Source organism: Mycobacterium venezuelense (assembly GCF_054919535.1).
The window spans coordinates 162,955-176,766 of sequence record NZ_JBONDW010000017.1; the positions used below are offsets into that span (position 1 = coordinate 162,955).

Here is a 13,812-nt window from a genome sequence, read left to right on the forward strand (position 1 = left end):
TCGGTGCCCCGTAGCGGCCCGACGTTATGCAACGAAAAAGCGCCCCCGGCAGGGATCGAACCTGCGACCAACCGCTTAGAAGGCGGCTGCTCTATCCGCTGAGCTACGGAGGCGGCCCACTAACCCTAACTGAACGGCAGACCGATGGACGAGTCGTCCATTACTCTTGAGCTGATGGCGAAGCACCACACGAAAGACAAGGGTGACCTCGGTGTGGCGAAGGCTCACGCCGACTTAGCCGGCAAGGGGTTTACAGTCCTGTTTCCGGCGACAGAACATGCCCCGTTCGATCTGGTCGCTTATAGGGACGGAGAGTTTCATCGGCTCTCAGTGAAGTATCGGTCGGCCCGGGCAGGAGCAATAACTGTGAAGTTCGCGTCTACGTGGGCAGATCGCAACGGAACACATATTTCGCTGATCGACCGGGAATCGATCGACCTGGTGTGCATTTATTGTCCCGAAACAGATGAGTGTTACTACGTGCGGCCTGCCTCGCACGGTTATTCCGTCACGCTGCGGATTGCGCCCAGCAAAAACGGTCAACGGAGGGGAGTGTTGGACGCTGCTGCGTTCCGTGTGCTGCCCTCGAAGATTCCCGCTGACTTCAGTGACGGGACGTCGGCCTGAGCGAGAACCTCGTCGCACTGATGCCGTGGTTCGTGTAACAGCGATGAAAGGCACGTCGTGACCATCGGTAGCGGACTAGCGTGGACGCTGCACTTGGCGGCCAGGTGAGGGGAGAGGGACCACGCTATGAGCGACGTGCCGGAGCTGGACGCGGCCGGACTGCCCGAGGAGCTGAGTGCAGTCGACCAGCTGCTGCATCGCGGGGAAGCGAACCCACGGACCCGCTCGGGCATCATGGGCGTCGAGATCCTCGACACCACTCCGGATTGGGAACGGTTTCGGGCCCGCTTCGACATCGCCTCGCGCAAGGTTCTGCGGTTGCGCCAGAAAGTGGTCATGCCGACGTTGCCTACCGCGGCGCCGCGTTGGGTCGTCGACCCGGACTTCAATCTCGACTATCACGTGCGTCGCGCGCGGGTACCGGAGCCGGGCACCCTGCGCGAGGTTCTCGACCTCGCCGAGGTGGCGATGCAATCCCCGATGGATATTTCGCGGCCGCTGTGGAGCGCGACGCTCGTCGAAGGCCTGGCCGACGGGCGGGCCGCCACGATTCTGCATCTCAGCCACGCCGTGACCGATGGTGTCGGTGGTGTCGAGATGTTCGCCAGCATCTACGATTTGGAGCGAGATCCGGAGCCGAAAGCGCCTCCGCCGCTGCCGATCCCGCAAGACTTGTCACCCAATGACCTGATGCGGCAAGGCATCAACCGGCTGCCGGGCTCGATCGCAGGCGGCCTGCTCGGTGCGCTCGGCGGTGCGACGCGCGCCGCTACCCGGGTCGTGCGCGATCCGGTTTCGGCAGTCAGCGGTGTGGTGGATTACGCGATGTCGGGCGCGCGTGTGATGGGACCGGCGGCCGACCCTTCACCGCTCCTGCGGCGGCGCAGTCTCGCGTCGCGAAGCGAGGCGATCGACATACCGTTCGGTGACCTGCACCGCGCCGCCAAGGCGGCGGGCGGTTCGATCAACGACGCGTATCTGGCCGGATTGTGCGGTGCCCTGCGGCGCTATCACGACGCCAAGGGCATTCCGGTGCAAGCGCTCCCGATGGCGGTGCCGGTGAATCTGCGATCGGAGGATGACGCGGCGGGCGGCAACCGGTTCGCCGGGGTCAACCTGGCGGCGCCGATCGGCATCACCGACGCCGAAACCCGTATCAAGGCAGTCCGATCCCAGATGACCAGTAAGCGCGAAGAGCGGGCCATCGACGTGGTCGGAGCGATCGCGCCGGTGCTCAGCTTGCTGCCCGACACGTTCCTGGAATCGATGGCCGGTTCGGTGGTCAACTCCGACGTACAGGCCAGCAACGTCCCGGTTTTCGCGGGTGACACCTACATCACCGGGGCAAAGATCCTGCGGCACTACGGGCTTGGACCGCTGCCCGGGGTTGCGATGATGGTCGTGCTGATCTCGCGATCGGGCTACATCACCGTCACCGCCCGCTACGACCGTGCCGCGATCACCGACGAGCCGTTGTTCGCCCGGTGCCTGTTGGAAGGTTTCGACGAGGTGCTCGCACTGGGCGGTGACGGCCGCGCGGCCCCGGCCTCGTTCAGCGCCACAACCACGGACGGGAGTTCCACGCAGTGAGTCCAGCAGGAACACCGGACAATTCGAAGCTGATGCGGCTGCCTGGCACACTGGCCGAGATCGAGGCGAGTCCGGCAGGGCCGGAGATCGGAGCGTTCTTCGATCTGGACGGCACCCTCGTGGCCGGCTTCACCGGCGTGATCATGACGCGAGACCGGCTGCGGCGCAGGCAGATGGGTGTCGGCGAGTTCATCGGAATGGTCCAGGCGGGCCTCAACCACCAGCTGGGCCGCTCGGAGTTCGAAGACCTGATCGGCAAGGGCGCCCGGATGCTGCGCGGGAATTCGCTCAGCGATCTCGACGAGCTCGGGGAGCGCCTGTTCGTCCAGCACGTGCAGAGCCGCATCTATCCCGAGATGCGGGCGATGGTGCGTGCGCACATGGAGCGCGGCCATACCGTGGTGCTGAGTTCGTCGGCGTTGACGGTCCAAGTCGAGCCCGTAGCCCGGTTCCTCGGTATCGACAACGTGCTGAGCAACAAGTTCGAGACCGACGAAGACGGCTTGATCAGCGGCGAGGTGAAGACGCCGATCATTTGGGGTTCGGGCAAAGCCCGTGCGGTACAGAAGTTCGCGGCGGCCAACGGCATCGACCTGGCGAAGAGCTATTTCTACGCCGACGGCGACGAGGACGTCGCATTGATGTACCTGGTGGGCAATCCGCGGCCTACCAACCCGGCCGGGAAACTGGCCGCGGTCGCCGCCAAACGCGGCTGGCCCGTGCTCAGGTTCACCAGTCGCAGTGGCAGCAGTCCGGTCGCGCAGTTGCGGACGGTGGCGGGTGTGGCGTCACTCATGCCCGTGGCCGCGGGCGCCATCGGCTGGGGGCTGCTCAATCGCAACCGGCGCAGCGGCGTCAACTTTTTCACGTCGACCTGGAGCCGCGTGCTGCTGGCGGCCACCGGTGTCAACCTCAATGTGCTGGGAGAGGAGAACCTCACAGCCCAACGGCCCGCGGTGTTCATCTTCAATCACCGCAATCAGGCCGACCCGATCATTGCCGGAACGCTGGTCCGCGACAACTTCACCGGTGTCGCCAAGAAGGAACTGTCCAACGACCCGCTGGTTGGCACGCTCGGGCGGGTCATGGATGCCGCCTTCATCGATCGCGAGGACCCGCAGAAGGCCGTCGAGGGTCTGCACAAGGTGGAAGAGCTTGCCCGCAAAGGCCTGTCGATCCTCATCGCGCCGGAGGGCACACGGCTGGACACCACGGCGGTGGGTCCGTTCAAGAAGGGCCCATTCCGCATCGCGATGGCGGCGGGCATTCCGATCGTCCCCATCGTCATCCGCAATGCCGAGGTGATCGCCGCACGCGACTCGAGCACGTTCAATCCCGGCACCGTGGATGTCGCGGTGTACCCGCCCATTCCGGTGGACGACTGGACCGTCGACAATCTGACCGAACGCATCGACGCCGTCCGGCAGATCTACCTCGACACGCTCAAATCGTGGCCGCACGACGAACTTCCGCAGCCCGACATCTACGCGCAGCCCAAAGCGCCCAAGAAGGCTGCGCCGCGTAAGGCCGCTAAGAAGGCGCCGACGAAATCAACGCCAAAGACCACGCCGAGGCCCACCCGGAAGGGCCGGCCGTGAGCGCGCCCACCGACTATTTCGCGAGCTTCACCACAACCGACGACGCGTTGGTGCTCGCGTCGGTGTCCTCGCCGGCCGAACTCGAACTGCTGAACGACTGGCTCAAGAAACAGCGGCAGGAGCATCCCGATTCGAAGGTCGAGGTGCTGCAACTACCTGCGGCCGATGAACCGACGCCGGGGATGCTGGCCCGGCTGGTCGAAGAGCTAGAAGCCGACGAGGACAGGCTCGTCGTACCGGTGCGGGTGTTCTGGGTGCCGGCCGGGCTGCCGACGCGGCTGAAAGTGGTTGCGCTGATGTCGGGCCGCGACACCTACCGGCCGCCGGAGATCCTGCAGCGGCGGATCCTGCGCAAAGACCCGGCGCGGGCCAGGATGGTGGCCGGCGAACCAGCCAAGGTGTCCGAACTGCGCAAGCAGTGGAGCGAAACGACGGTCGCCGAGAACCCAAGAGAGTTCGCACATTTCGTACTCCGCCGGGCTGCGCTGGCGATCGAACGAGTGGAGCTGCGACTGCTCGGGCCGGAATACAAGTCACCGCGGCTCGTCAAACCCGAGATGCTGGCCTCGGCCCGGTTCCGCCAAGGGCTGGAACAGATTCCGGGCGCGACGGTCGAGCAGGCCGGCGAGATGCTCGACGAACTCGCGACCGGATGGAGCCGGTTCTCGGTCGATCTGATCCCGTCGCTTGGCCGGGCGATCTTCAGCAGGGGCTTCGACCCGCGCATCGACTATGACCGCGCCGAGATCGAGTCGATGCGTCACTCGCTGGAACTGCACCCGGCCGTGCTGCTGTTCTCGCACCGGTCCTACCTCGACGGCGCGATCGTGCCGGTGGCCATGCAGGAGAACCGGCTACCGCCGGTGCACACGTTCGCGGGCATCAACCTGTCGTTCGGCTTCATGGGTCCGCTCCTGCGGCACTCCGGGGTCATCTTCATCCGCCGCAAGCTCGACGATCCGCTCTACAAGTACGTGTTGCGGCAGTACGTCGGCTACATCGTGGAGAAACGGTTCAACCTGAACTGGTCCATCGAGGGCACCCGGTCGCGGACGGGAAAGATGTTGCCGCCCAAGCTCGGACTGCTCGCCTATGTCGCGGACGCGTACCTCGACGGCCGAAGCGACGACATCCTCCTGCAGCCCGTGTCCATCAGTTTCGACCAGCTGCACGAGACCGCCGAGTACGCCGCATACGCGCGCGGCGGGGAGAAGACGCCCGAAGGCCTGAGCTGGCTCTACAACTTCATCAAGGCTCAAGGGGAACGCAACTACGGCAAGATCTATGTTCGGTTCCCCGAAGCGGTTTCGATGCGCGAGTACCTCGGCGAACCGCATGGCCCGATCGCGCGGGACGCGGCAGCCAAACGCCTGGCCATGCAGAAGATGGCGTTCGAGGTGGCGTGGCGGATCCTGCGCGTTACCCCGGTCAACGCCACCGGTCTGGTGTCTGCGTTGCTGCTAGCCACCCGGGGTGTCGCGCTCACGCTGGATCAGCTGCACCACACCCTGCAGGATTCGCTCGACTACCTGGAACGCAAGAACACGCCTATGACCAACAGCGCGCTGCGGCTGCGCACGCCCGACGGGGTGCGGTCGGCGGTCGACGCGTTGTCCAACGGTCACCCGGTGACGTTGGTGGACAGCGGACGCGAACCGGTCTGGCGCATCGCGCCCGAGGATGAACTTGAAGCCGCGTTCTACCGCAACTCGTTGATCCACGCGTTCCTGGAGACGTCGATCGTCGAGCTGGCACTCGCGCATGCCGCGCGCGTCGAAGACGATCCGCTGCAATGCTTCTGGACCCAGGTGATGCGGCTGCGCGACCTTCTCAAGTTCGATTTCTACTTCGCCGATTCGGCGGCGTTCCGGGACAACGTGGCCGAGGAGATGTCCTGGCATCACCGCACGCGAGGAGGACAGAGCACTGAAGCTTGGGAGTCGCATGTCTCCGCAGGCGGCGAGGAGATCTTTCAACTGATGCGGGCCAAGCGGCCGCTCATCGCGGGCGCCATGTTGCGTCCGTTTTTCGAGGCCTACGAGATCGTCGCCGATGTGCTGCGCGACGCGCCGCCCGAGATCGCCGAGAAGGACCTGACGAAGCTGGCGTTGGGAGTCGGTCGCCAGTACGCCGCACAGGGCAGGTTGCGCAGCAACGAGTCGGTGTCGGCGCTGCTGTTCGCCACCGCGCAGCAGGTCGTCGCCGATCAGGACCTCCTGGAATCCGGTCCGGACCTCACGGGCCGCCGCGCGGCGTTCCGCGATGAGCTGCGCGCCATCCTCGACGACATGGATACGGTCGAGCAGATCGCCCGCGAGCAGTTCTACGCCAGAGAGGCCGAGCGGCGTCTGCTGCGCGGCGATTCGGCCTAGCTGTCGTGACCTGTGAGGTTGTTGACGGCGTGCCTGCTTGAAACTGGGAGGACCTCCTGACGGAGTGGATGTGTCTGGCATTCACCCGTAGGAGGTCCTCGTGTCTCACGCTAACGCCCGTACCAACGTGTTCGCTCGTCGCCTGATCGTTGAGCGTGTTGCGGCCGGTTGGCCGCCGGCGCATGTCGCTGAACAACTGGGCATTTCGAGAGCGACGGTCTACAAGTGGCTGCGCCGGTATGCCGAGGGCGGCGAGCAAGCGTTGGCCGACCGATCTTCGCGCCCGGTCCGAATGCCCCAGCGCACCAGTCCTCGGGTCGAGCAGAAAGTGCTCAACGCCGACGCCGCCTCAAGCGTGGCGCTGTCGTCTTGGCTGGTGAACTCGGCTTGAATCCGTCCACGGTCGGACGGATCCTGGCCCGTCACCAGGTGCCGCACCTGTCTGCCATCGATCCGATCACCGGCCAGGCCGTGCGCTGCTCGCGGCGCACTCCCAACCGCTACGAACACCGCACCCCGGGCTCACTGGTCCATGTTGACGTCAAAAAGCTCGGCCGCATCCCCAAGGGAGGCGGGTGGCGCCTGCACGGCCGCGACGCCGCGGTATCGGTGGCCAACCGGCACAAGAAGATCAAGATTGGCTACGACTACGTCCATACCGCTGTCGATGACCACACCCGCCTGGCCTACAGCGAAGTGCTAGCCGACGAAAAAGACATGACCTGCGCGGGATTCCTGCACCGAGCGTTGGCCTGGTTCACCACTCACGGCGTGCACGTGCGGCGGCTGCTGACCGACAACGCGTTGGTCTACCGGCGCGGCACCAACTGGGGTTGGGTGTGCTCAGCCTGGCAGCTCAAACGCCGATTCATCAAATCCGGCCGGCCCTGGACCAACGGCAAAGCAGAACGCTTCAACCGAACCTTGCTCACCGAATGGGCCTACGCCCGCCCCTGGACCTCAAACAGCTTGCGCGCACAAGCTCTTGACCGATTCCTGCATCGCTACAACACTCAACGAGGCCACTCCGCCCTCGGCGGACAACCACCCATCAGCCGGCTCGCCGCCTGACAACAACGTGTCAGGTCACGACACCTAGCCCTGGGCAGTGGGCTGTGGTCTGAGCCACGCCATACCCTGAGAACATGACTTCGCCCGGCCGCGTGGCCTCCGACGTGCGCAACAGCGCGGTGTGGCCCGTGCTCGTCGGAGTCGGCGTGCTGGCCGGAGCCGTCGCGGCCGGCATCGGCGCGTTGTCGCTTGCGGACGCGCTGACCGCTACCGGCTTGCCCAATCCCGGCCCGGTCACCACCTACGGCCTGCCGTTCGTGCGAGCCGCAGGGGAGATCGCCGCCGTGGTGGCAGTCGGATCGTTCCTGTTCGCGGCATTCCTGGTTCCTCCGCAGACCAACGGCGTGCTCGATGTGGCGGGTTACCGCGCGCTGCGGCTCGGCTCCGCGGCGTCGGCGGTGTGGACGGTATGTGCTGCGCTACTGGTTCCGCTGACCATCTCCGACGTGTCCGGTCAGCCGTTCCTCGACCATGTCGGTCCGGTCGAGGTGTGGTCGGCGACGAGCCTCGTCGACATCGCCGGGGCGTGGCGCTGGACGGCCATCCTGGCCGCGGCCGTGACGATCGCAAGCTTGCCGGTCTTGCGCTGGGCGTGGACACCGGTGCTGTTGGCGGGATCGATGCTGACGTTGGTGCCGCTCGCGCTGACCGGTCACTCGTCGGCGGGCGGTGCCCACGATTTGGCCACCAACAGCTTGTTCATCCACCTGATGGCCGGTGCGCTGTGGGCCGGTGGCCTGCTGGCCCTGCTCGCCCACGCGCTGCGGGGCGGTGAGCACGCTGACTTGGCCGCTCGCCGGTTCTCGGCGCTGGCCCTGTGGTGCTTCGTCGCGATGGGCGTGAGCGGTGTGCTCAACGCCCTGGTGCGCATGCAGGTGGCCGACCTGTTCCGGACGTCCTACGGCTTGCTGATCGTCGGCAAGATCGTCGCCCTCTGCCTGCTGGGTGCGCTCGGGTGGCAGCAGCGGCGCAAGGGCGTGACGGCCCTGGCGGCCGATCCCGCCGCACGCCGCCCGTTGATCCGGCTGGCGCTGACCGAAGCCGCACTGTTCGGTGTGACGTTCGGCATCGCCGTCGGGCTGGGCCGTACCCCGCCGCCCCCTGAGCGCGCCGAGCCCAGCGCGACCGAGGTCGCGATCGGGTACGACTTCTCCGGACCGCCCACCGTCGCGCGGGTGTTGTTCGACTGGCGGTTCGACCTGCTGCTTGGCACCGCCGCGATCGTGGGTGCGCTCGTCTACCTTGCCGCTGTGTACCGGCTGCGCCGCCGGGGCGATGCATGGCCGGTCGGGCGGACGGCGGCCTGGTTGCTGGGCTGCGCGGCGTTGTTGTTCACCACATCGTCGGGGCTTGGGCGGTACATGCCCGCGATGTTCAGCATGCACATGATCGCCCACATGCTGCTGTCCATGCTGGTGCCGGTGCTGTTGGTGCTGGGCGCTCCGGTGACGCTGGCGCTGCGGGCGCTTCCGGCAGCGGGCCGCGATTCCCCGCCCGGCCCGAGGGAATGGCTGCTGGCCGCGCTGCACTCGCGGGTGTCGCAGTTCTTGACTCACCCCGTGGTCGCGACGGTGTTGTTCGTCGCAGGCTTCTACGGGTTGTACTTCGGCGGGATTTTCGACGCCGCGGTCAGCAATCACGCTGCACACGTCCTGATGAACGTGCACTTCCTGCTGTCGGGTTACCTGTTCTATTGGGTGGTGATCGGGGTGGACCCGACGCCGCGCCCGATACCGCACATCGGCAAGATCGCCATGGTGTTCGCGTCGCTGCCGCTGCACGCGTTCTTCGGCGTGGTCATGATGGGCATGCAGAACGTGCTCGGCGAATCGTTCTACCGTTCGCTGCAGTTGAGCTGGCACACCGACCTGCTCGCCGATCAGAAGCTCGGCGGCGGAATCGCTTGGGCGGCAGGCGAAGTGCCGCTCGTCATCGTGATGCTCGCACTGCTGATCCAGTGGCGGCGCAGCGATCAGCGCACCGCCAAACGCCTGGACCGGGCCGCCGACCGCGACGACGATGCCGACCTGGCGGCCTACAACGCGATGCTGGCCGAGCTCGCCCGCCGGGACCAGAAGCAGTAGGCGCCCAATCGACGGTTTGGCCGACAGCGCCGCAGTTGTCCCCAACCCGTACTTCATCCACAACCACGCGTTCCCGCCGCCCACCTGCCCCCGCCGATGTCGGGGTGCCGACGGTCAATGACCGGGTAGGACGCACCCGGATTCTCACCGGGTGCCGTCGCAACCAGGTAGCGAAAGGGAATAGAAATGTTCGAGACACCGTTCACTGTGGTCGGCAACATCGTCACCAATCCGGTTCGGCTGCGCTTCGGCGAACAGGAGTTGTACAAGTTCCGGGTCGCGAGCAATTCGCGCCGACGCACCCCGCAGGGCACGTGGGAACCGGGCAACTCGCTGTATGTCACCGTGAACTGCTGGGGGAATCTGGCGACCGGGGCCAGCGCGTCGCTCATGAAGGGCGACGCCGTAGTCGTGGTCGGTCATGTGTACACCAGCGAGTATGAGGACAAGGACGGCGTGCGGCGGTCATCGGTGGAGGTGCGGGCCACCGCGGTCGGACCCGACCTGTCTCGCTGCACGGCCAAGGTCGCACCGCTGCCGAAGCCGAACCCGGTGGCCGAACCAGAGGCCGCCGGCGCGGTGGACGACGCGGACATCCAGGCCGATGCCGAACCCCTCGACGGGGAGGCGCTGCCACTGACGGCTTAGCCGCATCCGGCCACGCCTAGGATGGGCCGCGAGCACGTAGGGCTTGCCGCGACTTCCGCGCGAGTCTCGCTGACGATCCGACAGCTTCAGAAAGGCACATCAACGGCATGGCCGAATTCATCTACACGATGCGGAAGGTCCGCAAGGCGCACGGCGACAAGGTCATCCTTGACGACGTCAGTCTGAACTTCCTTCCCGGCGCGAAGATCGGCGTTGTCGGCCCGAACGGTGCCGGCAAGTCGAGCGTCTTGCGGATCATGGCCGGTCTGGACCACGCCAACAACGGTGACGCGATCCTCGCCCCCGGCGCATCGGTCGGCATCCTGCAGCAGGAGCCGCCGCTCGACGAGACCAAGACCGTCCGCGAAAACGTCGAGGACGGCGTGGCGATCAAGGCCAAGCTCAACCGGTACAACGAGGTCGCCGAGCTGATGGCCACCGACTACACCGACGAGCTCATGGAAGAGATGGGCAAGCTCCAGGAGGAACTCGACGCCGCCGACGCGTGGGACATCGACAGCCAGCTCGAGCAGGCCATGGACGCGCTGCGGTGCCCGCCGCCCGACGAGCCAGTCACCCACCTGTCCGGTGGTGAACGCCGCCGCGTCGCGCTGTGCAAGCTGCTGCTGTCCAAGCCGGATCTGCTGCTGCTCGACGAGCCCACCAACCACCTCGACGCCGAGAGCGTGCTGTGGCTCGAACAGCATCTGGCCAGCTACAAGGGCGCGATCCTGGCCGTCACGCACGACCGGTACTTCCTCGACAACGTCGCCGAGTGGATCCTCGAGCTCGACCGCGGCCGGGCCTACCCGTACGAGGGCAACTACTCGACCTATCTGGAGAAGAAGGCCGAGCGCCTGGAGGTGCAGGGCAAGAAGGACCAGAAGCTCCAGAAGCGCCTCAAGGACGAGCTGGCCTGGGTCCGCTCGGGCGCCAAGGCCCGGCAGGCCAAGAACAAGGCCCGTCTGCAGCGCTACGAAGAGATGGCCGCGGAAGCCGAGAAGACGCGCAAGCTCGACTTCGAGGAGATCCAGATCCCGGCGCCGCCGCGACTGGGCAACGTCGTGGTCGAGGTCGAGCACCTCGACAAGGGCTTCGAGGGCCGCACGCTGATCAAGGACCTGTCGTTCACGCTGCCGCGCAACGGCATCGTTGGCGTCATCGGTCCCAACGGCGTGGGCAAGACCACGCTGTTCAAGACCATCGTCGGACTTGAGCAGCCGGACAGCGGCACGGTCAAGGTCGGTGACACGGTCAAGCTGTCCTACGTCGACCAGAGCCGCGCGGGCATCGACCCCAACAAGACGGTCTGGCAGGTCGTCTCGGATGGCCTGGACTACATCGAGGTCGGCCAGAACGAGATCCCGTCGCGGGCGTACGTGTCGGCGTTCGGGTTCAAGGGTCCCGATCAGCAGAAGCCCGCGGGCGTGCTGTCCGGCGGTGAACGCAACCGCCTCAACCTCGCACTGACCCTCAAAGAGGGCGGCAACCTGATCCTGCTCGACGAACCGACCAACGATCTCGATGTGGAGACGTTGTCCTCGCTGGAGAACGCACTCGAGAACTTCCCGGGCTGCGCCGTCGTCATCTCGCACGACCGGTGGTTCCTCGACCGCACCTGCACGCACATCCTGGCGTGGGAGGGCGACGACGACAACGAGGCCAAGTGGTTCTGGTTCGAGGGCAACTTCGGTGCCTACGAAGAGAACAAGATCCAGCGGCTGGGCGCGGAGGCGGCACGTCCGCACCGCGTGACCCATCGGAGACTGACCCGCGACTGATCCGGGACGGGCGGCGGGGGCCAACCGACTCGGGAGGAGACTAAGGTCGCGGTTACGTACCAGTGCCGGTGCGAGGGCGTGAGTCAGGAGTGATCCGTATGTCGGCGTATCCGGGATCCGTTCCAGGACAGGAGAAAAGCGACCGGGAAGGGCAGGACGCCACGTCGGCGGTGATCCATCGGCTGGCTGTGGCGTTCCTCTCGACCTATCGGGCTCCGCAGGCCGACGCTCCCGGTGTCGCGGCGACCGGGCCGCTGTCCGTCGGTGCTCCCGAGCAGCTGGCCTCCGATGCGACCGTGGCCGCCCACTACGAATTGGGCAGTCAACGCGCGCCGGGAGAGACCAAGGTCGCGGTCTACCCCGGCGATGTCGACACCGGGCCGGCGCTGCAGATCGTCACCGACCAGGCGCCGCTGCTCGTCGATTCCGTGACGGTGCTGCTGCACCGTCACGGCGTCGCGTACACGGCGATCATGAACCCGGTGTTCCGGGTGCACCGTGGCGCTGACGGACAGCTGCTCGACATCCGTCCCGCGGCGGAAGCGGCCGGGGCCGATGGTGTCGACGAGTGCTGGATACTCGTCCCGATCACCGGTGCGGCCGACGGTGGTGCACTGACCGAAGCGACCCGCCTGGTTCCCGGCATCCTGGCCGAAGCCCGGCAGATCGGAATGGACTCCGGTGCGATGGCCGCCGCACTCCACGGCCTGGCCAACGACCTCGCGACCGACGTCCAGGGGCACTTTCCGAACGCGGATCGCAAGGACGTCGCCGCGCTGCTGCGGTGGCTGTCCGACGGGCACTTCGTGCTCCTGGGCTACCAGCAGTGTGCCATCAGCGACGGGCATGCCTCCGTCGACCCGGCCAGCAGGCTCGGGGTGCTAAGGCTGCGGGAGGACGTGTTGCCGCCGCTGACCAACGCCGACGATCTGTTGGTCCTGGCGCAGGCGACCATTCCGAGCTACCTGCGGTACGGGGCTTACCCCTACATCGTGGTCGTACGGGAGAACGCCGGTGCGTCGCGGGTGATCGAACACCGCTTCGTCGGGTTGTTCACAGTCGCGGCCATGAACGCCAACGCTCTCGACATTCCGCTGATCTCGCGGCGTGTCGAGGAAGCCCTGGCCATGGCGCACCGCGATCCCAGCCATCCCGGTCAGCTTCTGCGCGACATCGTCCAGACCATTCCCCGGCCCGAGCTCTTCGCGCTCAGTTCGAAGCAGCTGCTGGAGATGGCACTGGCCGTGATCGATCTGGGATCACGGCGCCGTACCTTGCTGTTTCTGCGTGCCGACCAGCTCGCGCACTTCGTGTCGTGCCTGGTGTATCTGCCGCGTGACCGTTACACGACCGCGGTGCGGCTGGAGATGCAGGACATCCTGGTCCGCGAACTCCACGGCACGAGCATCGACTACTCGGCTCGCGTCAGTGAGTCCCCTTGGGCCGTGGTGCATTTCACCGTCAAGCTGCCCGACGGGACCCCCGCCAACACCGTGGACACGTCCACCGAGAACGAAGCCCGCATCCAGGCTCTGTTGACCGAGGCGACCCGCAACTGGGCCGACCGGATGACGAGCGCGGCCGCGGCCGCCGAGCTCAACCCCGCGGCCGTCGAGCACTACGCCCGGGCGTTCCCCGAGGATTACAAGCAGGCCGTGGTGCCGGCCGATGCGATCAAGGACATCGCGATCATCGAAGCGTTGCAACCCAATTCGGTGAAATTGGTGTTCACCGAGGGCGACGAGGATCCGATAGCCAAGCTCACGTGGTTTTTGGGTGGGCAGTCGGCGTCGTTGAGTGAGTTGTTGCCGATGTTGCAGTCGATGGGTGTGGTGGTGTTGGAGGAGCGGCCGTTTACGGTTGCTCGGGCCGATGGTTTGCCGGTGTGGATTTATCAGTTCAAGATCTCGCGGCATCGTAGTATCCCGGCGGCGTCTGATGCGGCGACGGCGGAGCGGTTCGCTGATGCGGTGACCGCGATTTGGCATGGTCGGGTGGAGATCGATCGGTTCAACGAGTTGGTGTTGCGGGCGGGGTTGAG

The 13,812-nt window shown here is 66.1% G+C and carries 7 protein-coding genes, 1 tRNA gene and 2 pseudogenes; 9 read left to right on the forward strand and 1 reads right to left on the reverse strand.

Annotated features, from left to right (window positions below):
• Nucleotides 1-40 precede the first annotated feature (40 nt).
• Nucleotides 41-113, reverse strand: a tRNA-Arg gene (locus ACRCUN_RS25290).
• 31 nt (nucleotides 114-144) lie between these two features.
• On the opposite strand from ACRCUN_RS25290, the gene ACRCUN_RS25295 reads away from it, so the two are divergent.
• From ACRCUN_RS25295 to ACRCUN_RS25335, 9 genes and pseudogenes are all read left to right on the forward strand, one after another.
• Nucleotides 145-627 carry a group I intron-associated PD-(D/E)XK endonuclease gene (locus ACRCUN_RS25295; RefSeq protein WP_462144361.1) on the forward strand — a complete coding sequence of 161 codons (483 nt, stop codon included), beginning with the start codon at nucleotides 145-147 and terminating at the stop codon, nucleotides 625-627.
• Between the two features lie 126 nt (nucleotides 628-753).
• Nucleotides 754-2,217, forward strand: coding sequence for a wax ester/triacylglycerol synthase family O-acyltransferase (locus ACRCUN_RS25300; RefSeq protein WP_462144362.1), 1,464 nt, complete (start codon nucleotides 754-756; stop codon nucleotides 2,215-2,217).
• 32 nt (nucleotides 2,218-2,249) lie between these two features.
• On the forward strand, nucleotides 2,250-3,815 hold the full coding sequence (locus ACRCUN_RS25305; protein ID WP_462144376.1) for an HAD-IB family hydrolase: 1,566 nt from the start codon (nucleotides 2,250-2,252) through the stop codon (nucleotides 3,813-3,815).
• On the forward strand, nucleotides 3,812-6,187 hold the full coding sequence (locus tag ACRCUN_RS25310; RefSeq protein WP_462144363.1) for a glycerol-3-phosphate 1-O-acyltransferase: 2,376 nt from the start codon (nucleotides 3,812-3,814) through the stop codon (nucleotides 6,185-6,187). The genes ACRCUN_RS25305 and ACRCUN_RS25310 overlap by 4 nt, the downstream gene beginning before the upstream one ends.
• A gap of 100 nt (nucleotides 6,188-6,287) precedes the next feature.
• Nucleotides 6,288-7,258, forward strand: a pseudogene (locus tag ACRCUN_RS25315) (IS481 family transposase).
• A 74-nt stretch (nucleotides 7,259-7,332) separates the two neighbouring features.
• The gene (locus ACRCUN_RS25320) at nucleotides 7,333-9,342 is read left to right on the forward strand and encodes a bifunctional copper resistance protein CopD/cytochrome c oxidase assembly protein (protein WP_462144364.1); all 2,010 of its coding nucleotides are present in this window, start codon (nucleotides 7,333-7,335) and stop codon (nucleotides 9,340-9,342) included.
• Between the two features lie 186 nt (nucleotides 9,343-9,528).
• Complete coding sequence (locus tag ACRCUN_RS25325; protein ID WP_462144365.1) at nucleotides 9,529-9,990, forward strand: single-stranded DNA-binding protein; 462 nt, start codon at nucleotides 9,529-9,531, stop codon at nucleotides 9,988-9,990.
• Between the two features lie 107 nt (nucleotides 9,991-10,097).
• Complete coding sequence (gene ettA / locus ACRCUN_RS25330) at nucleotides 10,098-11,771, forward strand: energy-dependent translational throttle protein EttA (protein ID WP_462144366.1); 1,674 nt, start codon at nucleotides 10,098-10,100, stop codon at nucleotides 11,769-11,771.
• A gap of 98 nt (nucleotides 11,772-11,869) precedes the next feature.
• Nucleotides 11,870-13,812: pseudogene (locus ACRCUN_RS25335) on the forward strand (NAD-glutamate dehydrogenase); the annotation flags it as partial.

Bases quoted from the DNA above. Each gene is read 5' to 3' on its own strand.
- ACRCUN_RS25295 (WP_462144361.1), top strand. From the start codon at position 145: ATGGACGAGTCGTCCATTACTCTTGAGCTGATGGCGAAGCACCACACG.
- ACRCUN_RS25300 (WP_462144362.1), top strand. From the start codon at position 754: ATGAGCGACGTGCCGGAGCTGGACGCGGCCGGACTGCCCGAGGAGCTG.
- ACRCUN_RS25305 (WP_462144376.1), top strand. From the start codon at position 2,250: ATGCGGCTGCCTGGCACACTGGCCGAGATCGAGGCGAGTCCGGCAGGG.
- ACRCUN_RS25320 (WP_462144364.1), top strand. From the start codon at position 7,333: ATGACTTCGCCCGGCCGCGTGGCCTCCGACGTGCGCAACAGCGCGGTG.
- ACRCUN_RS25325 (WP_462144365.1), top strand. From the start codon at position 9,529: ATGTTCGAGACACCGTTCACTGTGGTCGGCAACATCGTCACCAATCCG.
- ettA (WP_462144366.1), top strand. From the start codon at position 10,098: ATGGCCGAATTCATCTACACGATGCGGAAGGTCCGCAAGGCGCACGGC.